The following is a 24,350-nucleotide window of genomic DNA, read 5'->3' on the forward strand; positions in this document are numbered from 1 at the left end:
GCATCTGCTGTTTCGCTCCCTGCGTGGTCACTTCTGACCCCTATGTCATCCTCCTGTATCGGCCGTTTCGCCCCCTCCCCTTCTGGTGAACTTCACTTTGGCTCGCTGATTGCTGCGCTGGGCAGTTACCTGAGCGCGCGCGCGCAGAATGGCCTCTGGCGGGTGAGGATTGAAGATATCGATCCACCACGCGAAGTGCCGGGCGCCGCCAGCCGTATCCTGCACCAACTGGAGCAGTATGGCTTAACGTGGGATGGCGAGGTGCTCTGGCAGTCTCAGCGTCATGATGCCTATCGCGAGGCGCTGGCCTGGCTGCGGACGCATCGGCAGAGCTATTACTGCACCTGTACCCGACGCCGCATCCAGCAGATCGGTGGCTTCTATGATGGCTACTGCCGTGACCGGCAGCGCGGGCCGGAGAATGCCGCGCTGCGTTTACGCCAGCATGCGCCGGTTCTGGCGTTTGAGGATCGGCTGCGCGGCCGGACAGCGGCGGAGCGCGCGCTGGCGCAGGAAGATTTTATCATTCATCGCCGGGATGGCCTGTTTGCCTATAATCTGGCGGTCGTGGTCGACGATCACTTTCAGGGCATCACCGAAGTGGTGCGCGGCGCAGATTTAATCGAACCGACCGTGCGCCAGATTGCGCTCTATCAGCAGTTTGGCTGGCCGGTGCCCGACTGGATGCATCTGCCGCTGGCGCTGAATCACGATGGCAATAAGTTATCGAAGCAGAATCACGCCCCCGCCCTGCCGGATGGCGATGCCCGGCCGCTGCTGGTGGCGGCGTTACGCTTCCTCGGGCAGCCGGTTTCCTGCGGATGGCAGGACTTAACGCAGGAGAAACTGCTGTCTGATGCGGTGGCACAGTGGAATATCGCTTTGATGCCGCAGGAGAACGCCCTGAAACCGGATGCACAGACAACAGCATTCTCAAACGGTTCTCAACAGGCTATGATTAGCCGCTGATTTTACCTACACCCTTATTGCCACTGTCGAGGTGTCCCATTTTTACCCGAGTAGCTAATTTTTGCCGGAAAGTCCTGAAGCGAGATGAAGAGGAAGCCCCAGCAGAGGTTGAACCAGAGCGTCTTATGACCATCATCCCTCGTGAAAGCCATACCATCTCACGTAAAGACATCAGCGAAAATGCCCTCAAAGTGCTCTATCGCCTGAATAAAGCCGGTTATGAAGCCTATCTGGTAGGCGGTGGCGTGCGCGATTTGCTACTGGGGCAAAAACCCAAAGATTTCGACGTCACGACCAATGCCACGCCAGAGCAGATGCGCAAGCTGTTCCGCAACTGCCGCCTGGTCGGTCGCCGTTTCCGTCTGGCTCACGTGATGTTTGGCCCGGAGGTGATCGAAGTCGCCACCTTCCGTGGTCACCATCAGGCGGAAGAGCCCGATGAGGATCGCAACAGTTCGCAGCGTGCCCAGAGCGGGATGCTGCTGCGCGACAACATCTTCGGCTCTATCGAAGATGACGCCCAGCGCCGCGATCTGACGATCAACAGCCTCTACTACAGCGTGGCCGATTTCACCGTCCGTGACTATGTGGGCGGCATCAGCGATCTGGAAGCGGGCATTATCCGTCTGATTGGCGATCCGGAAACCCGCTATCGCGAAGATCCGGTCCGCATGCTGCGCGTCGCGCGCTTCGCCGCTAAGCTCAACATGAGCATCGCGCCGGAAACCGCCGAGCCAATCCCGCGTCTCGCCTCGCTGCTGCGTGACATTCCGCCTGCTCGCCTGTTTGAAGAGTCGCTGAAGCTGCTGCAGGCGGGTTACGGCTACAGCACTTATCTCAAACTCTGTGAATATCAGCTGTTCCAGCCGCTGTTCCCGACCCTGGCGCGCAACTTCACGGAGAACAGCGACAGCCACATGGAGCGGATGGTCGCGCAGGTGCTGAAGAACACCGATAACCGTATTCATAATGAGATGCGTGTTAACCCGGCGTTCCTGTTTGCCGCGATGTTCTGGTATCCGCAGCTTGAAGCGGCAGAGCGCATCGCGCAGGAGAGCGGCCTGACCTACTTCGAAGCCTTTGCAATGGCGATGAACGACACGCTGGACGAAGCGTGCCGCGCGCTGGCGATTCCGAAGCGTATCACCTCGCTGATCCGCGATATCTGGCTGCTGCAGCTGCGCATGTCGCGTCGTCACGGTAAACGCGCCTGGAAGCTGATGGAGCATCCGAAGTTCCGCGCCGCTTACGATCTGCTGGCGCTGCGCGCAGAGGTCGAGAATAACCCGGAACTGCTGCGCCTGAGCCAGTGGTGGGGCGAGTTCCAGGTGGCGGCTCCGCCCCAGCAGAAAAACATGCTGAATAACCTGGGCGACGATCCGGTGCCACGCAACCGCTCGCGCCGTCCGCGCCGCCGCTCTTCCGCCCCCCGTCGCGACAACCACAACGTCTCATGACACGGGTCTACCTCGCGCTAGGCAGTAATCTGGCCGATCCGCTGCATCAGGTTGATGCAGCGCTGACCGCACTCGATGCGCTGCCGCAGACGCAGCGCATCGCAACCTCTCCGTTTTATCGCACCCCCCCCTATGGCCCGCCCGATCAGCCCGATTTTCTCAACGCCGCCGTGGCGCTGGAGACCGATCTCAGCGCAGAGGCGCTGCTGGATCATACCCAGCGCATCGAACATGAGCATGGCCGGGTACGCAAAGCGGAACGCTGGGGACCGCGCACGCTGGATATCGATGTAATGCTGTTTGGCGAGGCGCTTATCACTACGCCGCGGCTGACTGTGCCGCATTATGACCTGCTTAACCGCGCCTTTATGCTGGTGCCGCTGCTGGCGATCGCACCGGATGCCTGCCTGCCGGATGGCCGCCCGCTTCGCCCCTTTCTGACGGCGCTCGACACCCGCAGCATCGTGCTGTGGCACGGCTGACGCGACAAACGCACATCTGTGATTCCGCTCTTTCACGCTATCCAGTAAACTGCGCGCATCCGAATTCCTGAGTTGAGAGCGCCATGAAACCTACCACGATTTCACATCTGCGTCAGGCCAGGGCCAGCGGGAAAAAGTTCGCCACGCTGACCGCCTACGATTTCAGTTTTGCCCGTCTGTTTGCCGAGGAAGGCATTCAGGTTCTGCTGGTCGGTGATTCGTTAGGGATGACGGTGCAGGGGCATGATTCCACCCTGCCGGTGACGGTCAGCGACATCGCTTATCACACCGCCGCGGTTCGCCGTGGCGCGCCGCAGGCCCTGCTGCTCGCCGATCTGCCGTTCATGAGTTACGCCACCCCAGCGCAGACCTTCGACAGCGCCGCGCAGCTGATGCGAGCCGGAGCCAACATGGTGAAGCTGGAAGGCGGCAGCTGGCTGGCGGAAAGCGTGCAGATGCTGACCGAGCGGGCGGTGCCGGTGTGCGGGCATCTCGGCCTGACGCCGCAGTCGGTGAATATCTTCGGCGGCTATAAAGTACAGGGCCGGGACGACGCAGGCGCCGAGCAGCTGCTGGCGGATGCACTGGCGCTGGAAGCCGCAGGCGCACAGCTGATGGTGCTGGAGTGCGTTCCGGTCTCCTTGGCGCAGCGCATTACCGACGCGCTCACCATTCCGGTGATCGGCATCGGGGCCGGTAACGTCACCGACGGGCAGATTCTGGTGATGCATGATGCGCTCGGCGTGACCGGCGGCCATATCCCTAAGTTTGCCAAAAATTTCCTGGCGGAGACCGGCGACGTTCGCGCAGCCATTCGCCGCTATATCGCCGACGTCGAGGCCGGAATCTATCCGGCGGCCGAGCACAGTTTCCAGTAATCCGGGAGAGTCATCGTGTTGATCATTGAAACGCTGCTGATGCTGCGCCAGGAAGTCCGTCGCTGGCGTCAGCAGGGTAAACGCATTGCGCTGGTGCCGACCATGGGCAATCTGCATGAAGGGCATCTGACGCTGGTGGATGAAGCGCGGGCGCGCGGCGACATCGTCATCGTCTCGATCTTTGTGAATCCGATGCAGTTCGATCGTGCCGACGATCTGGCGCGCTACCCGCGCACGCTGCAGGAAGATTGCGAAAAGCTGAACCGTCATCAGGTTGACGTGGTCTTTGCCCCCTCGCCTGCCGAAGTCTATCCGCAGGGCGCGCAGAATCAGACCTTCGTTGAGGTGCCGGTGCTCTCTTCCCTGCTGGAAGGGGCCACCCGTCCCGGCCATTTCCGCGGCGTCGCCACCATCGTCAGTAAACTCTTTAATCTGGTCCAGCCCGATATTGCCTGTTTCGGCGAAAAGGATTTTCAGCAGCTGGCTATCATTCGTAAGATGGTGGCCGATATGGGCTTCGACATTGAGATTGTTGGCGTGCCAACCGTACGGGCGAAAGATGGCCTGGCGCTGAGTTCACGCAACGGCTACCTGACGGCTGAAGAGCGCAGGCTGGCTCCGGTGCTGAGCCAGGTGATGAATCAGATGGCGACGCGGCTGGAGAACGGCGAGCGTCACATCGAAGAGATCGTCGAGGCGGCCAGTGACGCGCTGCTGGCACAGGGCTTGCGTCCGGATGGCCTGGCGATCTGCGACGCGGAAACGCTGCAGCCGCTGACGGTGGACAGCCAGCGCGCGGTGGTGCTGATGGCCGCCTGGCTGGGTAATGCCCGCCTGATCGATAATCAAACCGTTGACCTGACGCAGTAATTCCCCCTGCGGCAGGTTATTTTCTTTCTCTGACAAGGTTTCTGGCTATGATTCGCACAGTTCTGCAAGGCAAATTGCACCGCGTCAAGGTGACACAGGCGGACCTCAATTATGAAGGTTCCTGCGCTATCGATCAGGATTTCCTGGAGGCTTCCGGCATTCTGCAATATGAAGCGATCGATATTTATAACGTCACCAACGGTCAGCGTTTTTCTACCTACGCTATCGCGGCTGAACGCGGCTCTAAGATTATTTCGGTCAACGGTGCGGCCGCCCGCTGCGCCTGCGAAGGTGATATTTTAATTATCTGCTCTTACGTGCAGGTTGACGATGCCGAAGCGCGTCAGTGGCAGCCCAAAGTCGCCTATTTTGAAGGTGATAATCAGATGAAGCGTCTGGCAAAAGCAGTGCCGGTGCAGATTGCCTGATAAAAAAAGGCCGGCCCGTTAAACGGCCGGCCTTTTTCATGGCGACGGATTACGCCGCCTTGCTCGTCATCGGCTTCGATGATTTCTTCATCGTGAAGAGGAAATTAAACCAGCCGCGTTTTCTCATCAGACACAATGTCCACGGCAACGCCAGTGCCACCAGAAACGCCGAAATAAACTTCACGTCGTTCACCCAGGCTGACGGGCTTTCAAATTTCACAATCTTACTGAAGAACTGAATCGCCAGATAATGCGACAGGTAAAAGACAATCGAATTCACGCCAATGTAGTAGACCAGTTCCGACTTCAGCTTCAGCGCAATCCAGACGAACAGCGGCACCGACAGCAGCGCCAGCGGTGACAATAATGCCTGAGCGTGACGATCCAGCACAAAGATATTCAGGCAGGAGAGCACGATAAAACTGACCAGCGAAATAAGCAGCGTCGGGCCGTGCTGAACTTTTTCCGCAATATCGACCTGCTTTCTCACCACGTAATCACCGAGATAGAAGAAAACAAACAGATAGAGCGATTTGTTGATATGGGTATTGTCGAAGCTGGCAAACACCCCCTCCGGGTCAAGCGCCGGCAGAGCCCAGCTCAGCGCCATGCAGAGGGCAAACACCAGCAGAAACGGCAGATGACGCGCGAAGATAATCACAATAAAGAAAATAAACAGCGAATGCAGGAACCAGGTCATATCGCCGCCACCGGTCAGGTGAGAGAGAATAATATTCATCGGTGATTGCGGGGTATTCGCCATCGAGCTGAACAGGATTTTTAACCCGCCATAAACCGCGACCCAGACCATGAACGGATAGAGAATACTGCGTACTTTGTTATTAAAAAAAGGACCCAGACCTTTTCTTAATCCGGCATCGACAAATAACCCCGAAACAAAGAACATCAGTCCCAGCCTGACCGGTGCCAGCATCTCATTTAACAGGCTGCTGAAGGCGGTAAAATGTCCGGCGTTATTATGTACGGCGATAGTACTGTGCAAAAAAATGATTGCGAGAATACTCAATCCCCGCAGATTGTCGATCCACGTTATACGATTCATCTTATCCTGCCTTTGATTAAAAACTGGCCCTGATTCGGAAGCCATTTTTATTATTGAAAACACCCCGGACCCACTCTTTTTTCCCTGAGCGGAGGAATAAGCTTATTCGCATCGTATTCTGATCACTCGAAATAAAATAAACAACCGCCTGGCGTTAGGGCTAATCTTAAAAAATATTTATCATTTGAGAATCATTAAGATAGCGACACCCCCCTGTGTAATATCAGATAAAACTTAGGGTTATTTCACTGACAGCGGGGAGCAAAGCGAGGCAGCGCGTGGCTGCAGAGGAAAAAATAAACAGATGGCCCTGGCGCGGAGGTGTTTTTTAAGGCCAGTGACAACCGCAACGATTGCTGTTTAAACAGACAAAAAAAAGGCCACGCGCTTATTGCTGCGTGGCCCCGCTATTTTCGCTGTCGTCAGGTGCGTAATCCGCGACCGCGCTGAATCAGCGCATAGACCAGCCCGTAAAAGACCACAATAAAGGCCACCAGTACTGAGAGAGTAAAGACCAGCGGCACGTCATTAATGCCGAGAAAACCGTAACGGAATCCGCTAATCATATAAACGATCGGGTTAAGTTTGGAGATCGCCTGCCAGATCGGTGGCAGCAGGCTCAGCGAGTAGAATACGCCGCCCAGATAGGTCAGCGGGGTCAGCACAAAGGTCGGGATCAGGCTGATATCGTCGAAGGTGCGCGCAAAGACGGCGTTCAGCAGACCCGCCAGAGAGAACAGAATCGCGGTCAGCAGCAGGGTTACCGCCACCATCGCCCACGAGTGGACATGGAACGGCACAAAGAACAGCGAGATCGCCGTGACCAGAACGCCCACGCAGACGCCCCGCGCCACGCCGCCGCCGACATAGCCCGCGATGATAATGTGAGTGGGAACCGGTGCGACCAGCAGCTCTTCGATATTGCGCTGGAACTTAGCGCTGAAGAACGAGGATGCCACGTTGGCATAGGCGTTGGTGATGACCGCCATCATGATCAGTCCCGGCACGATGAACTGCATATAGCTGAAGCCGTGCATTTCACCGATGCGCGACCCGATCAGGTTGCCAAAGATGATGAAATAGAGCGTCATGGTAATTACCGGCGGCACCAGCGTCTGGATCCAGATGCGGGCAAAACGGTTAACCTCTTTGGCCCAGATGCTTTTCAGCGCCACCCAGTAGAGATGTGTCATGCTTTAACTCCTGTTTTTCCCTGCGTCGTCAGACCCACAAACAGCTCTTCCAGACGGTTAGCTTTGTTGCGCATACTCAATACCTGTACGCCCTGCGCACTGAGCTGGCTGAAGACGCTGTTCAGCCCCTGCTCACGCAGCACTTCCACTTCCAGCGTAGAGGTATCGGTCAGACGATACTGGAACCCCTCCAGCGTCGGCAGCGGACTGCGCGGGGCCAGATCGAGGATAAAGGTTTCTGATTTGAGCTTGGAGAGCAGCGCTTTCATGGAGGTGTTCTCCACCAGCTCACCGCTCTGGATAATGCCGATGTTGCGGCAGAGCATCTCCGCCTCTTCCAGATAGTGGGTGGTGAGGATAATCGTCGTGCCTTTGGCGTTGAGATCTTTCAGGAAGACCCACATGGAACGCCGCAGTTCGATATCGACCCCGGCAGTCGGCTCATCCAGAATCAGCACCTTCGGCTCATGCATCAGCGCACGGGCGATCATCAGGCGGCGTTTCATCCCGCCGGAGAGCATCCGCGCACGTTCACCGCGTTTGCCCCACAGATCGAGCTGCTTCAGGTATTTTTCCGCCCGCTGGTTGGCCTCACGACGCTCGACGCCGTAGTAGCCCGCCTGATTGACGACGATCTGCATCACCGTCTCAAACGGGTTGAAGTTAAACTCCTGCGGCACCAGGCCCAGCTGGCGTTTGGCGTTGACCACATCTTTTTCCAGATCGTAGCCAAACACCCGCACGCTGCCGCCGGTTTTGTTCACCAGCGAACTGATAATGCCGATGGTGGTCGATTTACCGGCGCCGTTTGGCCCCAGCAGCGCATAAAAGTCACCGGCTTCGACGTTAAGATCGATGCCCTTCAGCGCCTGAACGCCGCCGGCATAGGTCTTGGTCAGCCCGGAAAGTTCCAGTGCATATGTCATTCTGCATCCATACCCTGTTTTGATGGCATTACAATGCCGTTTAAATTTATCAGGCCCTGGCCTATAGTACGCGCGCGCACTCTGCGCAGTAACCGGTCGCTCAACGCCATGACAGATATCAACACCCTGATCAGTAACAACCGTGAATGGTCAAAATTACTGATTGAAGAAGATCCCGGCTTTTTTGAGCGGCTCGCCCAGGCACAAAAACCGCGCTTCCTGTGGATTGGCTGCTCGGACAGCCGCGTCCCCGCCGAACGTCTGACCGGACTGGAGCCGGGCGAACTCTTTGTTCACCGCAACGTGGCCAATCTGGTGATCCACACCGATCTGAACTGTCTTTCGGTGGTGCAATACGCCATCGAAGTACTGGAAGTGGAACACGTTATTGTGTGCGGCCACTACGGCTGCGGCGGCGTGCAGGCGGCGATGGATAACCCGGAGCTGGGCTTAATCGACAACTGGCTGCTGCACATCCGCGACCTCTGGTACAAGCATAGCGTGTTGCTGGGGGAACTCCCGCCGGATAAGCGCCTGGACAAACTGTGCGAAATCAACGTTATTGAACAAGTCTACAACCTGGGGCACTCAACCGTGCTGCAGTCGGCCTGGAAACGCGGACAGACTGTCTCCCTGCACGGCTGGGTATACGGTATTCAGGATGGCTGTCTGCGTAACCTTGATGTCACGGCCAACAGCCGGGAGATCCTCGAACAGCGCTACCGTCACGGCATGGCTAACCTGCAGATGAACAGCGACGCCTGAGTCGAACGCGGCGTAAAGCGCGACATAGCCTACACCAGGCAATGGCTGCAGGCCTTGGAAGAATGTGCGGTTAAGGCAGTATCAGGATTCCAGCGGGACCACTTTGCCGATGTAAGGCAGGTGGCGATAGTGCTGCGCATAGTCGATACCGAAGCCGACCACGAACTCGTCAGGAATGGCAAAGCCGACGTACTCGACGCTGACCTCAACTTCACGGCGCTCTGGCTTATCCAGCAGGGTGCAGATCGCCAGTGATTTTGGCTGACGCAGCTGCAGGATCTCACGCACTTTGCTCAGCGTATTGCCGGAGTCGATGATGTCTTCGACGATCAGCACATCTTTGCCCCGGATATCTTCATCCAGATCTTTCAGGATTTTCACATCGCGCGAGCTGGACATGCCGCTGCCGTAACTGGAAGCGGTCATAAAGTCGACCTCATGCGGCACGTCGATGGCGCGGCAGAGATCCGCCATGAACATAAAGGAGCCGCGCAGCAGCCCCACCAGTACCATGTCGCTGCCGCTGTCGCGGTAGTGGTCGTTAATCTCTTTGCCCAGTTCAGCGATGCGCGTGGCGATTGCCTGTTCAGGGATCATCACTTCAACAGTGTGTTTCATTGCGTTCAGCCCGGTTACGTCAGAAAGCCCCGAAGTCTACCACAGACGCCGCCGCGTCGGCGCGGTGACGCCCGAAGCAAACGATTACGTCAAAAAAATTCTCGCCCGTTTTACGCCGCTGGCCGGATTGCGCATTACCTTAGAACATTCCGGCATTTACCGGCATGATTCGCTGCGTGGTAGCCTTTATCCAACAGATCGTTACCCTACTCGTCCCGCTGGCCGGAGATTACAATGACTTCATCATCAGGCAAAAAAACGCATATCGGCGACAGACCGCTGCACCCCGAAACTCAGATGCTGAACTATGGCTATGATCCGCGTCTCTCTGAGGGCGCGGTGAAGCCGCCGGTCTTTCTGACCTCGACCTTTGTTTTCGACAGCGCCGAAGAGGGACGGGACTTTTTTGATTACGTCTCCGGTCGCCGTGAACCCCCGGCAGGCAAATCGGGCGGTCTGGTCTACTCCCGCTTTAACCATCCTAACAGCGAGATTGTCGAAGATCGTCTGGCGATCTATGAGCAGGCTGAGAGCTGTTCGCTCTTCTCATCCGGTATGGCCGCGATCTCCACCACCCTGCTGGCGTTTGCCCGTCCGGGTGAGGTGATCCTGCACTCTCAGCCGCTCTATGGCGGCACCGAGACGCTGATCAGCAAAACGCTGCACAATCTGGACATCAACGCCGTGGGCTTCAGCGACGGCAACGATGAGGCGAAAGTCCGTGAGGCGGCGCAGCAGGCCATGAGCCGGGGCCGGGTGGCGGTGATCCTGATTGAAACCCCGGCGAACCCGACTAACAGCCTGGTGAATATCCGCCTGATCGCGCGGGTGGCCGATGAGATTGAACAGCAGCAGGGTTCGCGTCCCGTTATCGCCTGCGACAACACCCTGCTCGGCCCGCTGTTCCAGCAGCCACTGACGCTGGGCGCGGATCTGTCGCTCTACTCGCTGACGAAATATGTGGGTGGCCACTCTGACCTGATTGCCGGTGCGGCGATGGGCAGCAAGGCGCTGATGGCAAAAGTGCGCGCGTTGCGCAGCGCCATCGGCACCCAGCTCGATCCCCACTCCAGCTGGATGCTCAGCCGCTCGCTGGAAACGCTGTCGCTGCGGATGGAGAAAGCCTTTCACAATGCGGAGGCGGTCGCCGCGTTTCTGCGCGATCACCCGAAGGTGGCGAAGCTGCACTGGCTGCCCTATCTGGAGGCGGAAAGCGCCGAAGGAAAAACCTACCACGAGCAGTGCAGCGGCGCCGGGTCAACCTTCTCGTTTGATATTACCGGCGGTCAGCCCGCTGCGTTCCGTTTTCTCAATGCCCTGACGCTGTTTAAGCAGGCGGTCAGCCTGGGCGGTACGGAGTCCCTGGCCAGCCACCCTGGCAGCACCACCCACTCCGGCGTGCCGCAGGCGGTGCGTCAGCGCATTGGCATCACGGATGCCACGGTGCGGCTGTCGATTGGCATCGAGAACGCCGGTGACCTGATCGAGGATGTGAAGCTGGCGCTGGAACAGGCGTAATCAGCTCACGGTAAAGCCCAGCATCATGCCGGTGTCTTCATGCTCCAGCAGATGACAGTGGGCCATGTAAGCGTGTTCGGCGGCGGCGACATAGTTGAAGCGAACCAGCACTTCGCTGCGCCCGCCGTCGACGTTAACCATATCTTTCCAGCCCTGCCGGTGTGCGGCGGGCGGTTTGCCGTTCTCGGAGAGGATGCGGAACTGCGTACCGTGAATGTGGAACGGATGCAGCATCGCGTCGCCTTCGCCTGAAATCGTCCACGTCTCACTCTCACCCAGTTTCACGGCGAACGCGGGTGTCGTCATATCGAAGGCCTTGCCGTTGATCTTATTGCCGTTACGGAAATCGTACCCGGCGGGCTGCGCCATGCCGGGCATGTCATGCATGCTGTGATCCCCGTGATCCATTGCCGGCATCGGCTGCTCTGCGGCCTTCGCCTGCTTCGGCGGCATCGCGTGATGCCCGTGCCCGCCCTTGCCCATTGCCTTTTCACCGTAGCGCTGCATCAGCGCCTGCATGCCCTGCTGGTCCAGCTGCGGGTCCATCATCAGCTGCAGCCAGCGCGTGGTCAGGCCGTCGGTGGCCGGCAGCGCGGGCAGCGTCGCCAGCCGATCCGGCAGCGTGGCGCTCGCCATCACCCGCAGCGGCAGGATCTGCACCAGCGGCAGCGGCTGATCAAAGGGCGGCAGCGTCATGCCCATCTGCTCTGTGGGCAGCGTCACCAGATCGAAGGCCTGACCGTCCGAGGTATCGATCATCACCTCGAAGCGTTCACCCGGCAGGATCGGCAGCGCGTCGAGCTTTACCGGCTCGGCCAGCAGGCCACCGTCGCTGGCGATCACATAGAGAGGACGGCGATCGCTGGCGGCGATCTGCAGGGAACGGGCATTACAGCCGTTGAGCAGGCGCAGCCTCAGCCAGCCGCGCGGCACCGCATGCTGCGGGTACTGCACGCCGTTGGTCAGCATCATGTCGCCAAACCAGCCTACCGCGGCGCGCATGACGTCGAGCTGATAGTCGATTCGGCTGCCATCCCGGGTGAGCTGCTTATCCTGAAAGATCAGCGGCACATCATCCACGCCCCACTGCGAGGGCAGCCGCAGTGTGCCGCTCTCTTTATCCTCCAGCAGGATCAGCCCCGCCAGCCCCTGGGCCACCTGATGCCCGGTTTTGCCATGCAGATGCGGATGATACCAGCAGGTCGCCGCAGGCTGATCGGGGGTAAAGGAAACCTGCCGCGAGCCGCCCGGCGCAATCATCGCCTGCGGGCCGCCATCCACCGCTCCCGGAATCTCCAGCCCGTGCCAGTGCAGCGTGGTCGCTTCACGCAGGCGGTTATGGATGTTAACCGTTACCGGTTTGCCACTCTGCAGCTTCAGCACCGGCCCCAGCAGGCTGCCGTTGTAGCCCCAGGTCGGCACCGCTTTGCCATTCCATTGGGTCGTGCCCTGCATCGCCGTCAGGCTGTAGCTGCCGCGGGCATCGGGTTCCAGCAGCGAGGGAATCGGTAACAGCGGGCGGCTGGCCGCCATCAGCGAACGGCTCCAGAGCGGTAAGGCTCCGGCTGCACTCAGTGCGGCGGTGAGTTTCAGGAAGTGGCGACGTTGCATGGGAGTCATCCTTGTGGCATCGGAACAGACAGCCTAAACCCTGACCTTATGGGAAGGTCAAGTCTCCCCGTGAGAATCTGACGAAAAAAGGCGGCCCCGCCGCCCGGCGCGGCAAATTAATCGAAAACCTCACAGCAACTGTGCTAACGTCATGAGCAATATCCCTTGAAGAGAATGACTATGAAGCAAAGCATCAAGGTCCTGCTGTTGACGGGACTTCTTGGCTTCTCCTCCACCAGCTTTGCCCTGAGCGAATCCGAAGCGGAAGATCTGGCCGATCTGACGGCGGTCTTCGTTTATCTGAAGAATGACTGCGGCTATCAGGATCTCCCGGACGCGCAGATCCGCAAAGCGCTGGTCTTTTTTGCTCAGCAGAACCGCTGGGATTTAAGCAACTACAGCAATTACAACATGAAGGCGCTGGGCGAAGAGAGCTATCGCGATCTCAGCGGCATCGCCATTACCAACGACAAAAAGTGCAAGTCTCTGGCCCGGGATTCACTGAGCCTGCTGGCCTACGTCAGGTAACCCGCCCGCCCTCTGCAGCCGGACATTGACCGTGCAACCACGGTCACTGTTAGCTATCATGTGCCGCCCATCTTCATGGCGATGTCATCAGAGGAGAGCACTATGGCCCACAATGAGACGTGGTATGAAACCCTTCATACCGGTTTTGGCCAGTATTTCACGGTGGATAAAGAGCTGTACCGTGAGAAGACTGCGCATCAGGATTTAATCATTTTCGAAAATGCGGCGATGGGCCGGGTCATGGCGCTGGATGGCGTCGTGCAGACCACCGAACGCGACGAATTTATCTATCATGAAATGATGACGCACGTTCCGCTGCTGGCTCACGGCGCGGCGAAGCATGTGCTGATCATCGGCGGCGGCGACGGCGCCATGCTGCGCGAAGTCTCGTGTCATCCGGAGGTCGAAAAGATCACCATGGTGGAGATCGACGCGGGCGTCGTGACGTTCTGCCGCCAGTATCTGCCGAACCACAGCGCCGGTGCCTATGACGATCCGCGCTTTACGCTGGTGATTGATGACGGGGTTAACTTCGTTAATCAGACGCAGGAGAAGTTCGATGTGATCATCTCTGACTGCACCGACCCGATTGGGCCGGGCGAGAGCCTGTTTACGTCGGAATTTTATGCGGGGTGCAAAGCGGCCCTTAATGAAAATGGCATCTTTGTGGCGCAGAATGGCGTCTGCTTCCTGCAGCAGGATGAGGCCGTGAACAGTCATCGTAAGCTGGGGCACTATTTTGCGGATGTCAGCTTCTATCAGGCGGCGATCCCGACCTATTACGGTGGCATCATGACCTTTGCCTGGGCGAGTGATAATCCGGCGCTGCGTCAGCATGATGTCGCCACGCTGCAGTCGCGCTTTGCGCACGCGGGCCTGCGCTGCCGTTACTACACGCCAGCGATCCATACCGGCAGCTTTGCCCTGCCGCAATATCTGTTGAATGCGTTATCTGCCGCAGGCTGATAACGCATCTCTGAGGGGGTGAACGAAATTGCAAAAGCTAAAACTACATGGCTTCAACAACCTGACGAAAAGCCTGAGTTTTTGTATTTACGATATCTGCTATGCGAATACTGAAGCGGAACGCGATGGCTACATCGCCTATATCGATGAACAATATAACGCTAACCGTCTGACGGAAATCCTGACGGAGACCTGCTCTATTATCGGCGCTAACGTCCTGAACATCGCACGCCAGGATTATGAGCCGCAGGGTGCCAGCGTCACGATTCTGGTCAGCGAAGAGCCTATCGATCCCCGGGATATCGATAACTCCGAGCACCCTGGCCCGCTGCCCAATTCGGTCGTGGCCCATCTCGATAAAAGTCACATCTGCGTGCACACCTACCCGGAAAGTCATCCGGAAGGCGGACTGTGCACCTTCCGTGCGGACATTGAAGTCTCGACCTGTGGCGTGATCTCACCGCTTAAGGCGCTGAACTACCTGATCCATCAGCTGGAGTCCGATATCGTCACCGTCGATTACCGGGTGCGCGGTTTCACCCGCGATGTGAAGGGGATGAAGCACTTTATCGATCACGAGATCAACTCGATTCAGAACTTCATGTCAGAGGATATGAAGGGGATGTATGACATGGTGGATGTGAATGTTTATCAGGAAAACATCTTCCATACCAAGATGTTGCTGAAAGAGTTCGATCTGAAGCACTACCTGTTCAACACCCGTCCGGACGATCTTACGCCGCAGGAGCACAAGCGCATTACCGACCTGCTGTGGAAAGAGATGCGTGAGATCTATTACGGCAGAAACATCCCCTCCGTGGGACTGAAGACGCTGTAAAATCAGACGCGCAGCGTTACCCTGGGTAACCTGCGCGTACAGGTTATCCGGCGCTCAGCGTCAGCGTAATCCCGCGTTCGCGCAGCGTGCGGCAGACAGCCTCATCCAGCCGGCTGTCGGTCACGACATCGGTCAGATCGTCGACCGGTGACGCGCAGAACAGCGACCAGGAGCCATATTTGCTGCTGTCCGCCAGCAGCACCCGCCGGGCCGCATTGGCCAGCAGATCGTGTTTCAGCCCCGCTTTCTCCTCGGTGGGCGTGGTAATCCCGCGCTCCAGGCTCCAGGAGTTACAGCTGACAAAGGCGATATCGGGGTTGATCGTGCGCAGCAGCCGGCGGCCATGCTCACCGACGCACGACTGGCTGGAGTCGTCGATCCGCCCGCCGATAATCGTGACTTCAATCTGCTTAAACTCAGACAGAAACAGCGCAATGTGCAGATCTGCGGTGATCACCCGCAGCGGCAGATGGGTAAGCTGGCGCGCCAGCTCCAGCATGGTGGTGCCGGCATCCAGCACAACCGCATCCCCGGCACGCACGAAGCTGGCGGCGCAGGCCGCGATCGCCTGCTTTTCGGCCAGATTACGCTGCATCTTCTCCAGCGTGGTGGGCTGCGCAGGAATAAAACGATTCAGCGTGACGCCGCCATGGCTGCGGCTGATCACGCCCTCTTTATCCAGCTTAATCAGATCGCGCCGAATCGTGGCGGGTGAGGCGGAGATGGCGCTGACCAGTTGCTCAACAGTCACCAGATTATGGCTTTTGAGGTAATCCATAATCTGGTCAAGACGGCTCTGTCCGTTCATAGTTCCCTAAGCGAGCTGCATCGCGAGTTTAATCGAGATCGCCATGCTGTCAGACTTCGCTTTACCTGTCCAGGCGATATCAAACGCCGTGCCGTGGTCCGCCGAGGTGCGGATAAACGGCAGGCCTGCGGTGATATTGACGCCATCATAGAAGCCCAGCAGCTTCAGCGGAATGTGCCCCTGATCGTGGTACATCGCCACCACCATGTCATACAACCCCTCCTGGCACTGCAGGAATACTGTGTCCGGCGGGCAGGGCCCGTAAACGTCCACGCCCTGCGCCTTCATCGCCTGAATCGCGGGCGCAACCGTGGTGATCTCCTCATCCCCGAACAGCCCGTTCTCCCCGGCGTGAGGATTCACCCCCGCGACCGCGATGCGCGGGGCGCTATAACCGACACGGCGCAGGAAGGTATCCGCCATGCCAATCACCGTTTTGATGCGCGTCTGGTTCAGCGTGTCGAGGAATTTGCGCAGCGCGATGTGGGTCGTGACATGGATGACTTTCAGCTTATCGGTGTAGAGCACCATCGCGTAATCTTTGGTGTCGGTCAGGTGCGCCAGCAGTTCGGTGTGACCCGGATAGAGATGTCCGGCGGCATGCATCGCCTCTTTGTTCAGCGGTGCGGTGGCAATGGCGTGAACCTCACCCGCCAGCGCCAGTTCGGTGGCCCGTTTCACGCAGCGCCACGCCAGATCTCCCGCCGCTTTCTGCACCACGCCAGGTTTCAGGGCTGCGGGATCCGCCAGCGGCTCATCGATGACGTTGATAATGCCCGGCGCGAAGCGCGCATCCTGCACCCGATCCAGCACCCGCAATTCGGCCTGAGGCGTGATGTTCATCGCCATAATGCGGCGCAGCGTGCTGGCACAGCCAATCACTACGGCAGGAATGCCATTCAGCTCACCTTCAGAGAGCGACTTGATAATGATTTCCGGACTGATGCCCGCCGGATCGCCCATGGTGATCGCAATAATTTTACTCACTCGACTTCTCCTCAATAAAACCAATGGCTGCTACCAGAGTATTTGCATCACCAAAGCCACCCGCTTTGGTCATCACCGGCAGAGTAAATTCACTGTTAAGCAGAACCCCGTGCGGCACACAGCCCGCCACCAGACCCTGAATATGGAAGCCGCTGGCGCCTAGCGCCTGAGCGACGGCGATTGCCACGTCGCCTCCTGACAGATAGAGCGCATGCGGCAGCGCGGCGCGGCAGAGGCTTAAGGTCATCTCACCGAGCAAGCCGCAGATCGCCTCACCCAGTTGCTGGCGCGTCAGGCTGTGCTGCTGGCAGAGCGCCTCGATCGCGTGGCGCTGCGCGCGATGCTGGCAGGTCCGGATCACCGTATGACGACCGGCCCGCAGTGCGTCGGCCGCCTGCGCGATCCAGCGCGCCCGTTCCGGCCAGGCGGGCTGCTGAAACAGCTGAGTGATGTCCACCTCCACGATCTCAACGGCCCGCTGCTGCTGCAGGGCGGCGATCTGCTGCTGGGCGCTGTCGCTCATCGATCCCACCACCGCCAGCACCGGCCGGGCCGGGCGAACCGAGAGCGCCGCGCCCAGCGCATCGCTTAATCCGGCAGCCCCGACCAGCAGCGGCTTCTCGCGCAGTTGCGCCGCCGCCGCAATCAGCCGCGCCAGATCGGCCTCGTTTTCGGCATCCACCACTACCACGCCCTGCGCCGCGGCCAGCACGGCATCGAGCCGATCGCTGCGCAGCGTGGCGAGATCGATCTCCATGCCCTCGATCTGCATCTGATCGAGGACGCGGGCGCTGCGGATCGGGGTTTTGGGATCGCTGGCAAATTCGGTCTCCGTCAGCAAACGCTGATCGACCCACACGCAACCCTGCCGCGTGGTGCGGCCCAGTCGCGGCACCGCCGGTACCACCAGCGCCAGGGTTTTGCCGCTGGCGCGCAGCGCCGCCGCCGTTTCCGCACCCACGTTGCCGCGCAGCGTAGAGTCGATCTTTTTAAACAGCCAGCCTGTCTGAAACTGTGCCGCATGGTGCTGCACCACCTGCGTGACGCGCTCAGCCGCCTGCCCGGCACTGACGGCCCGGCTGTCGGTGCTGATCACCAACACATCCGCTGCGTCCGGCACCGACGTCCCCAGGCCAAAGAGCACCTGCACGCGGGCACAGGCCTGAGCCAGCCCGCTGCCCGCATCGTTGGCACCGGTAAAGTCATCGGCGATGACCAGTACCGCGGTTTTCCATCTTGATGAGCCCATCCTCACTCCTGTCAGGCGACTGCCATTTGCATTTGATTATATTCAATCATGATTGATTATATGTGAGCAAGTTCAAATTAATCGAAATCGATATGCCTTATAAATTTAGCCACACAGAGTGACTGAATTCGCATTGTGCTGAGCAAAATTAATCATGTGCTCCGCCGCGACAGTAAAGAGGGGATGAAATGAACATTAACAGCACGGTGATCAGCGGCTATCAGGCGCTGAACGACATGGGCTATCTGCTGCAGGGCGTCTCGGCAGCGGTCGTGGTCACGGACCGAAACATTGAGGCGATTCCGGCGGTGCAGGCGCTGATGGGGCAACTGCGGGATCGGATTCCGCAGCTCAGCCTGGTCAACAGCGTCCCGCCAGAGCCGAGCCAGCACGATGTTGCTGCGATCCTGGCGGCGCTTCCCCACCGGCAGGCCGATATGGTGATCGGCATCGGCGGTGGCAGCGTTCTGGATGTGGCGAAGCTGCTCTCGGTACTCTGCCTGGACGCGGCGCCGTCGCTCGACGCCCTGCTGGCGGGTGAAAAACCGCAGCGCCGCACCCGCTCGCTGCTGATCCCGACCACCGCCGGAACCGGTTCTGAAGCCACCCCCAATGCGATTCTGGCTATCCCAGAGAAGGAGACCAAAGTCGGTATTATTTCCCCGGTGATGCTGCCGGATGTGGTGGCGCTGGTGCCGGAACTCACCACCAGCATGCCCGCCCACATCGCCTCTTCGACCGGCATTGATGCGCTCTGCCATCTGATTGAGTGCTTCACGGCCAACGTCGCCAATCCGGTTAGCGACAACTATGCACTCACCGGCATGAAGAAGCTGTTCGCCAGTCTCGAAACCACGCTGCGCGAGCCAGACAATTTACAGGCGCGGCTGGAGATGCTCTGGGCCTCTTACTACGGCGGCGCGGCCATCGCCCATGCCGGTACCCATCTGGTGCACGCCCTCTCCTATCCGCTCGGCGGCAAATATCATCTGCCTCACGGCGTCGCCAACGCCATTCTGCTGGCGCCCTGCATGCGATTCGTCCGCCCGGCCGCGGTGAGCAAGTTCGCGCAGGCCTATGATCTGCTGCCCGATGCCGACAGCCGTTTAAGCGACGACGAGAAATCCCATGCGCTGGTGGAGTACTTCACCGCACTGGTTGAGCGGCTGCAGCTGCCTGCCAGTCTCGAAGCGCTGGGCATCAGCCCGGATCACCTGCCCTATCTGGTGGAAGCAGCACTCGACGTTCAGCGCCTGATGAAAAATGTGCCGATGAGTGTCAGCGCCGACGATGTGCGCGCTATCTATCTCACCCTGTTTCCTTCCCGCCAGGCGAATTGAGGATTGTTATGAATAAGAAAATAGAGGGCATTCTGACGGCCATCGTCACCCCTTTCGACCGGGAGGGGGCCTTTGACCCGGTGAAGCAGCGCGAGCAGGTCAGACGGCAGATCGACGCCGGTAACGGGATCTTCTGCGGCGGCACCAACGGCGAATTCTTTGTGCTGAACGAGCAGGAGAAGATTGCCGTCACCACGACCTGCGTCGATGAAGTCAACGGCCGGGTGCCGGTAGTGGCGCATATCGGAGAGATTTCGACCCGCGAAACCATCCGGCTCGGCCAGCAGATTGGCCGCCTGGGCGTGGATGCGGTGTCCGCGATCACGCCGTGGTTTGTTCCGCTGAAACAGCAGGAGCTGATTGACCACTATCAGCGCGTGGCGGATGCACTCACGGTGCCGCTGTTCCTCTACAACATCCCGGCACGCACCGGCAACACCCTGCAGCCCGACACGGTGCGCACGCTGGCGGCGCACCCGAACATCATCGGCATCAAAGACTCTGCCGGCAGCTATGAGAGCCTGAGCGGATTTCTGCAGGCCACTGCCGACTGCGAAGGTTTCGATGTCCTGAACGGTCCGGATTCGCTGATCCATCAGGGATTCGTTGACGGCTGTTCTGCGTCGATTTCCGGGCTGGCTAATGTGGCACCCGACGCGATCAACGCGATCTGGGCGCGCTTCAGCGCCGGCGACATCGCCGGTTCGCATCAGGCGCAGGAGAGCGTGACCGGCCTGCGCACCGCGCTCTACAGCATCGGTTTTTCACCGGCCGCCGTGAAAAAAGCGGTCAGCCTGCAGGGCTTTGAGGTCGGTGAAAGTCGCTATGCGGTGCAGTTCAGCGCCGAAGAGCAGCAGCAGATTCGTCAAATCGTGAACCACTACCTGCAATAACGTCCATCGCCTTTGCACACTATCGGTCAGATGAGAACGAACCTGATGGTCGCCATCTGCCAGAACAATCGAGGTCATGATGAAATCATTTTCAACTGAGAGCACCTTACTGATCGTCGGCATGGTGGTCGCCTATATTCTGTTCACTACCTGGCTGACCTGGCGGCTGCGCAGTAAAACCAGCGGCGACTTTATGGAAGGCTCGCGCGCCATGCCCGCCTTTATTGTCGGCATCATGCTGATGTCCGAGTATATCGGGGCCAAATCCACCATCGGCACCGCACAGGCGGCCTTTGAGGATGGCTTCGCCGCCTCCTGGTCGGTCATTGGCGCAGCGATTGGTTTTCCGCTGTTTGGCCTGATTCTGGTCAAACGCATTTATAACACCGGGAAGATCACGATCTCCGGCGCGATCGCCGAGAAATATGGCAGCTCGACCAAAAATATCATCTCGCTGATTATGATCTATGCGCTGCTGCTGGTGAACGTCGGTAACTACATCAGCGGCGCGGCGGCGATCTCCACCGTGTTAAAAGTCGATCTGACCCAGGCGGCCTTTATCACGGCGGTGGTCAGTACCTTCTACTTCGCGTTTGGCGGCATGAAAGGCGTCGCCTGGGTGACGCTGCTGCACAGCGCCATCAAGTACGCCGGGATCCTGATTATTCTCTATGTGGCGCTGAAGATGACCGGTGGCGTCGCGCCGATGATGGAGAAAATGCCGGCGTTCTACTGGACCTGGGATGGGCATGTCGGGGCCAGCACCATTGTCGCCTGGCTGATCGGTACCGTGGGATCGATCTTCTGTACCCAGTTTGTGATCCAGGCGATCTCCTCCACCAAAGATGTGAAGTCCGCGAAACGCGCAACCTGGATCGCCTTTATCTTCTGTCTGCCTATCGGCCTGGCGATGGCGCTGATTGGCGTGGCGGCGAAGTTTGCTCATCCCGATATCAAAAGCCTCTATGCGCTGCCGGTGTTTCTGCAGGATATGTCGCCGTGGCTGGCCGGGATCGTTACCACTTCGCTGGTGGCCTCGATCTTCGTCAGCGTCGGCACCGTCGCCCTGGCTATCGCCTCGCTGGTCGTGAAAGATTTCTATGTGCCCTACCGCAAACCCACTCCGGAGCGCGAATTTAAGGTCACGCGCTGGATCTCGATCGGTATCGGCTTCTTTCCGCTGCTGTTTGTCCTGTTCTTCCCGGAAGTATTGAAGCTCTCCTTCTTTACCCGCGCGATTCGCCTGTCGATCACCGTGGTGGCCATCATGGCGTTCTATCTGCCATGGTTTAAGAGCACGCGTGGCGCAAATGCCGGTCTGATTGGCGCCTGTCTGGTCACCTCCGTCTGGTTCCTGATGGGTAACCCTTTCGGTATCGACAATATGTATGTGGCGCTGATTACCCCGGCCATCATTATGGTGATTGACCGCTGCATTCCGTCACGTCAGTCTCAGCCTCAACCGCAACACAATGCACAAAAAAGTGGAGCCTAATATGACTCAGGAAACCGTCACCGCAGAACGCAACGGCCAGCTTGCGCCGCACCCGCAGGATAGCGCGCAGCAGGTTGCGATGCTGCCTTCCCCCTGCCCGCAGAACCACGCAGCTAACCTGCTGCCGCTGCCCGATGGCGATCTGCTCTGCGTCTGGTTTGGCGGCACACAGGAGGGGATCGCCGATATCTCTGTCTGGTGCTCACGACTGAAAAAGGGCAGCGATCGCTGGAGTGACGCAGAGAAACTCTCTGACGATCCGGGCCGATCCGAACAGAACCCGGTGCTGTTCCTCGATCCTGATCAGGTGCTGTGGCTGCTCTGGACAGCGCAGAAGTCGGGCAATCAGGACACCGCGATCGTCCGCTATCGCCAGTCTCACGATCTGGGCCAGAGCTGGGGCGAAATCCGCACCCTGCTGGATAAACCCGGCACCTTTATTCGCCAGCCGATCGTGGTGCTGCCCAACGGCAACTGGCTGCTGCCGGTCTTTTACTGCCTGACGCGGCCCGGAGAGAAATGGGTCGGCAGCTATGACGTCAGCGCGGTCAAAATCTCGGAAGATAAAGGCCGCAGCTGGCGCGACGTCAGCGTGCCTGACAGCACCGGCTGCGTGCACATGAACGTCACGCTGCTGGAGGATGGCTCCCTGCTGGCGCTCTACCGCAGCCGCTGGGCCGACCATATCTATCAGAGCCGCTCATTCGATCAGGGTGAGAGCTGGAGCGCGCCGGAACCGCTGTCGCTGCCCAACAATAACTCCTCGATTCAGGTCACCACGCTGCGCAACGGTCATCTGGCGCTGGTGTTCAACGCCATGAGCGCAGAGGGCGCTAAAGAGCGGCGGCTGTCGCTCTATGACGAGATCGAAGATGATGAAGAGGCGGCTGAAGGTGACGTGGCGGTCGCTGCCGAACCGGTGGTGCAGAGCGGTCGCACCGCCTTCTGGGGCGCACCACGCGCACCAATGACGCTGGCGATCTCTACGGATGGCGGTAAAAGCTGGCCACTGCAGCGCAATCTGGACGAGGGCGATGGCTACTGCATGACCAATAACTCCCAGCAGAAGCTGAACCGTGAATTCTCCTACCCCAGCATCAAGCAGGGGGTGAACGGCGAACTGCATATCGCCTACACCTGGTATCGTCAGGCGATTAAGTATGTGCGGGTCGGGGAGTCCTGGGTACAGGGAGGTGACGCGTGATCGCACGGATGGCGCTGGTGACCGGAGCCAGCTCCGGCATCGGCCAGGCGATTGCGGAGCGCCTGCTCACGGCGGGCTGGCAGGTAACCGGCCTGAGCCGTTCGGCCATCAACCGGACCGAAAGCGGCTGGCAGAGTCACCAGGTCGATATCAGCGACAGCGCAGCATTGCAGGCATTACTGGAGCGTCTGCCCGTGCCGCAGGCGGTGGTTCACGCAGCAGGCATGATGCAGGCCGCGCCGCTGGGAGAGCTGGACGGCGAGGCCAGCGCACGCCTGTGGCGGCTGCATGTTGCCGCCGCTGAACAGCTGGCGAATCACTTTGCGCCGCAGATGCACGCGGGCGGCAGGATCGTACTGCTGGGCAGTCGCACGTCAGGCGGCGCGGCGGGCCGCAGTCAGTATGTGGCGACCAAGTCGGCGATGATCGGCATGGTCCGCAGCTGGGCGGCAGAGCTGGCGCCGCGCGGCATCACGGCGAACATCGTGGCGCCCGGTGCCACCGAAACGCCGATGCTGCAGCAGCCAGGCCGGGCCAGTTCACCGCCCCGCCTGCCGCCGATCGGCCGCTACATTCAGCCGGAGGAGGTCGCCGGACTGGTCGATTTCCTGCTCTCTCCGGCGGCGGCGGCGATCACCGGCCAGCAGCTGGTGATGTGCGGCGGCGCGTCGCTGAGTTAACGCACAGGCCGGGTGACGCAGGTCGCCCGGCTGTGATCACCGGACAGGCTTACCGTACTGATTAACGAACTGGCGATAGGCGGCGATCACCAGCAGAAAGTCTTCAATGCCGCAGAACGAGAGGCTCTCTTCGTCGTAGTAGTTCATCCCCTCCTCCATGCCATCATCTTCCAGGGCCAGCAGATTGGCGCGAATCATCACCTCTTCCTCATCCAGCAGGATGGTGTACTCGCTGCCGATGCGCTGCCACTGGCGTACGCTGCCTCTGACATCTTCGATGGCGGCTTCGACTTCATCCAGCAGGCCCGGATCGTTTTTAACCTCTTCGTTGAACCAGTGGCCGACCGCTTCATGATCCATCGACATGCGGACCTTAATCTGTCCGGTCACATCGCGTAAAAATTCATATTCCATCGCCCGTTCCTCTCAACGTCGTCGCGTCACCTGATAAGTGTCCGTGCTGCCTGTGCAGCAAAGTGTGACACGTCGCGCATTATTACAGGCTGTCTGGCGAAATCCAGCTTTTGATCGTGCCGCAGCCCGATCGTCAGACGTAAAAAAGGGGCGAATCATCGCCCCTTCTC

Annotated in this window: 25 protein-coding genes; 16 read left to right on the forward strand and 9 right to left on the reverse strand. The window is 59.1% G+C overall.

The window, feature by feature from the left end; translation table 11 throughout:
* Positions 1 to 42 precede the first annotated feature (42 nt).
* The 6 genes from gluQRS to panD all read left to right on the forward strand — a co-directional run bounded on the left by gluQRS (position 43) and on the right by panD (position 5,084).
* Entirely contained in the window at positions 43 to 969 is a 927-nt protein-coding gene (gluQRS, locus tag J1C59_RS15155) for a tRNA glutamyl-Q(34) synthetase GluQRS (RefSeq protein WP_140917017.1), read from the forward strand.
* Positions 970 to 1,007: 38 nt separating this feature from the next.
* Positions 1,008 to 2,426 (forward strand): polynucleotide adenylyltransferase PcnB, encoded by a 1,419-nt coding sequence (gene pcnB, locus J1C59_RS15160; RefSeq protein ID WP_208721860.1) that lies wholly within the window; start codon positions 1,008 to 1,010, stop codon positions 2,424 to 2,426.
* Positions 2,423 to 2,908: a 2-amino-4-hydroxy-6-hydroxymethyldihydropteridine diphosphokinase gene (folK, locus tag J1C59_RS15165; RefSeq protein ID WP_128086433.1), complete on the forward strand. Its 486-nt coding sequence runs from the start codon at positions 2,423 to 2,425 to the stop codon at positions 2,906 to 2,908. The genes pcnB and folK overlap by 4 nt, the downstream gene beginning before the upstream one ends.
* 83 nt (positions 2,909 to 2,991) lie before the next feature.
* Positions 2,992 to 3,786, forward strand: coding sequence for a 3-methyl-2-oxobutanoate hydroxymethyltransferase (gene panB, locus J1C59_RS15170; RefSeq protein ID WP_128086432.1), 795 nt, complete (start codon positions 2,992 to 2,994; stop codon positions 3,784 to 3,786).
* 15 nt (positions 3,787 to 3,801) lie between these two features.
* Entirely contained in the window at positions 3,802 to 4,656 is an 855-nt protein-coding gene (panC, locus tag J1C59_RS15175) for a pantoate--beta-alanine ligase (protein WP_128086431.1), read from the forward strand.
* A 47-nt stretch (positions 4,657 to 4,703) separates the two neighbouring features.
* The gene (gene panD, locus J1C59_RS15180; RefSeq protein ID WP_128086430.1) at positions 4,704 to 5,084 is read left to right on the forward strand and encodes an aspartate 1-decarboxylase; all 381 of its coding nucleotides are present in this window, start codon (positions 4,704 to 4,706) and stop codon (positions 5,082 to 5,084) included.
* Positions 5,085 to 5,133: 49 nt separating this feature from the next.
* Here panD and J1C59_RS15185 read toward each other — a convergent pair whose 3' ends face one another.
* The 3 genes from J1C59_RS15185 to J1C59_RS15195 all read right to left on the reverse strand — a co-directional run bounded on the left by J1C59_RS15185 (position 5,134) and on the right by J1C59_RS15195 (position 8,266).
* On the reverse strand, positions 5,134 to 6,147 hold the full coding sequence (locus J1C59_RS15185) for an acyltransferase family protein (protein WP_128086429.1): 1,014 nt from the start codon (positions 6,145 to 6,147) through the stop codon (positions 5,134 to 5,136).
* 422 nt (positions 6,148 to 6,569) lie between these two features.
* Positions 6,570 to 7,340 (reverse strand): ABC transporter permease, encoded by a 771-nt coding sequence (locus J1C59_RS15190; RefSeq protein WP_128086428.1) that lies wholly within the window; start codon positions 7,338 to 7,340, stop codon positions 6,570 to 6,572.
* Entirely contained in the window at positions 7,337 to 8,266 is a 930-nt protein-coding gene (locus J1C59_RS15195; protein ID WP_128086427.1) for an ABC transporter ATP-binding protein, read from the reverse strand. Before J1C59_RS15195 ends, J1C59_RS15190 begins: the two co-directional genes overlap by 4 nt.
* A 108-nt stretch (positions 8,267 to 8,374) precedes the next feature.
* Here J1C59_RS15195 and can point away from each other — a divergent pair, with 108 nt between their 5' ends.
* Complete coding sequence (can, locus tag J1C59_RS15200; RefSeq protein ID WP_128086426.1) at positions 8,375 to 9,031, forward strand: carbonate dehydratase; 657 nt, start codon at positions 8,375 to 8,377, stop codon at positions 9,029 to 9,031.
* Between the two features lie 81 nt (positions 9,032 to 9,112).
* Here can and hpt read toward each other — a convergent pair whose 3' ends face one another.
* Entirely contained in the window at positions 9,113 to 9,649 is a 537-nt protein-coding gene (gene hpt, locus J1C59_RS15205; protein WP_128086425.1) for a hypoxanthine phosphoribosyltransferase, read from the reverse strand.
* 234 nt (positions 9,650 to 9,883) lie between these two features.
* Between hpt and J1C59_RS15210 the strand changes: the two genes are divergently transcribed.
* Positions 9,884 to 11,167 (forward strand): cystathionine gamma-synthase family protein, encoded by a 1,284-nt coding sequence (locus J1C59_RS15210; protein ID WP_128086424.1) that lies wholly within the window; start codon positions 9,884 to 9,886, stop codon positions 11,165 to 11,167.
* Here J1C59_RS15210 and cueO read toward each other — a convergent pair whose 3' ends face one another.
* The gene (gene cueO / locus J1C59_RS15215) at positions 11,168 to 12,778 is read right to left on the reverse strand and encodes a multicopper oxidase CueO (protein ID WP_140917018.1); all 1,611 of its coding nucleotides are present in this window, start codon (positions 12,776 to 12,778) and stop codon (positions 11,168 to 11,170) included.
* A gap of 180 nt (positions 12,779 to 12,958) precedes the next feature.
* On the opposite strand from cueO, the gene J1C59_RS15220 reads away from it, so the two are divergent.
* From J1C59_RS15220 to speD, 3 genes are all read left to right on the forward strand, one after another.
* Positions 12,959 to 13,306: a YacC family pilotin-like protein gene (locus tag J1C59_RS15220; RefSeq protein WP_111140856.1), complete on the forward strand. Its 348-nt coding sequence runs from the start codon at positions 12,959 to 12,961 to the stop codon at positions 13,304 to 13,306.
* Positions 13,307 to 13,408: 102 nt separating this feature from the next.
* A complete protein-coding gene (gene speE, locus J1C59_RS15225) occupies positions 13,409 to 14,272 on the forward strand; it encodes a polyamine aminopropyltransferase (protein WP_128086769.1) in 864 nt (287 codons plus the stop codon).
* 28 nt (positions 14,273 to 14,300) lie between these two features.
* Complete coding sequence (gene speD, locus J1C59_RS15230) at positions 14,301 to 15,110, forward strand: adenosylmethionine decarboxylase (RefSeq protein WP_128086770.1); 810 nt, start codon at positions 14,301 to 14,303, stop codon at positions 15,108 to 15,110.
* A 43-nt stretch (positions 15,111 to 15,153) separates the two neighbouring features.
* On the opposite strand, the gene J1C59_RS15235 is transcribed toward speD, so the two are convergent.
* From J1C59_RS15235 to dtnK, 3 genes are read right to left on the reverse strand one after another with little or no spacing between them, the layout of a single operon-like run.
* Positions 15,154 to 15,918: a DeoR/GlpR family DNA-binding transcription regulator gene (locus J1C59_RS15235; protein ID WP_128086771.1), complete on the reverse strand. Its 765-nt coding sequence runs from the start codon at positions 15,916 to 15,918 to the stop codon at positions 15,154 to 15,156.
* Between the two features lie 6 nt (positions 15,919 to 15,924).
* Entirely contained in the window at positions 15,925 to 16,905 is a 981-nt protein-coding gene (locus J1C59_RS15240; protein ID WP_128086772.1) for a D-threonate 4-phosphate dehydrogenase, read from the reverse strand.
* Positions 16,898 to 18,154, reverse strand: a complete 1,257-nt coding sequence (dtnK, locus tag J1C59_RS15245) for a D-threonate kinase (protein WP_140917019.1) — start codon at positions 18,152 to 18,154, stop codon at positions 16,898 to 16,900. Before dtnK ends, J1C59_RS15240 begins: the two co-directional genes overlap by 8 nt.
* Before the next feature lie 188 nt (positions 18,155 to 18,342).
* Here dtnK and J1C59_RS15250 point away from each other — a divergent pair, with 188 nt between their 5' ends.
* The 5 genes from J1C59_RS15250 to J1C59_RS15270 all read left to right on the forward strand — a co-directional run bounded on the left by J1C59_RS15250 (position 18,343) and on the right by J1C59_RS15270 (position 23,766).
* Positions 18,343 to 19,494 (forward strand): iron-containing alcohol dehydrogenase, encoded by a 1,152-nt coding sequence (locus J1C59_RS15250; protein ID WP_128086763.1) that lies wholly within the window; start codon positions 18,343 to 18,345, stop codon positions 19,492 to 19,494.
* 8 nt (positions 19,495 to 19,502) lie between these two features.
* The gene (locus tag J1C59_RS15255) at positions 19,503 to 20,387 is read left to right on the forward strand and encodes a dihydrodipicolinate synthase family protein (RefSeq protein WP_128086762.1); all 885 of its coding nucleotides are present in this window, start codon (positions 19,503 to 19,505) and stop codon (positions 20,385 to 20,387) included.
* A 79-nt stretch (positions 20,388 to 20,466) separates the two neighbouring features.
* Positions 20,467 to 21,882 carry a sodium:solute symporter family protein gene (locus tag J1C59_RS15260; protein ID WP_140917044.1) on the forward strand — a complete coding sequence of 472 codons (1,416 nt, stop codon included), beginning with the start codon at positions 20,467 to 20,469 and terminating at the stop codon, positions 21,880 to 21,882.
* A 1-nt stretch (position 21,883) separates the two neighbouring features.
* A complete protein-coding gene (locus tag J1C59_RS15265; RefSeq protein WP_128086761.1) occupies positions 21,884 to 23,086 on the forward strand; it encodes a sialidase family protein in 1,203 nt (400 codons plus the stop codon).
* Positions 23,083 to 23,766: an SDR family NAD(P)-dependent oxidoreductase gene (locus J1C59_RS15270; RefSeq protein ID WP_140917020.1), complete on the forward strand. Its 684-nt coding sequence runs from the start codon at positions 23,083 to 23,085 to the stop codon at positions 23,764 to 23,766. The genes J1C59_RS15265 and J1C59_RS15270 overlap by 4 nt, the downstream gene beginning before the upstream one ends.
* 36 nt (positions 23,767 to 23,802) lie before the next feature.
* Here the strand turns inward: J1C59_RS15270 and yacL are convergent, their stop codons facing one another.
* A complete protein-coding gene (yacL, locus tag J1C59_RS15275; RefSeq protein WP_128084287.1) occupies positions 23,803 to 24,180 on the reverse strand; it encodes a protein YacL in 378 nt (125 codons plus the stop codon).
* Between the last annotated feature and the right edge of the window lie 170 nt (positions 24,181 to 24,350).

The organism is Pantoea deleyi, from assembly GCF_022647325.1.
Classification (GTDB): Bacteria; Pseudomonadota; Gammaproteobacteria; order Enterobacterales; family Enterobacteriaceae; genus Pantoea; species Pantoea deleyi.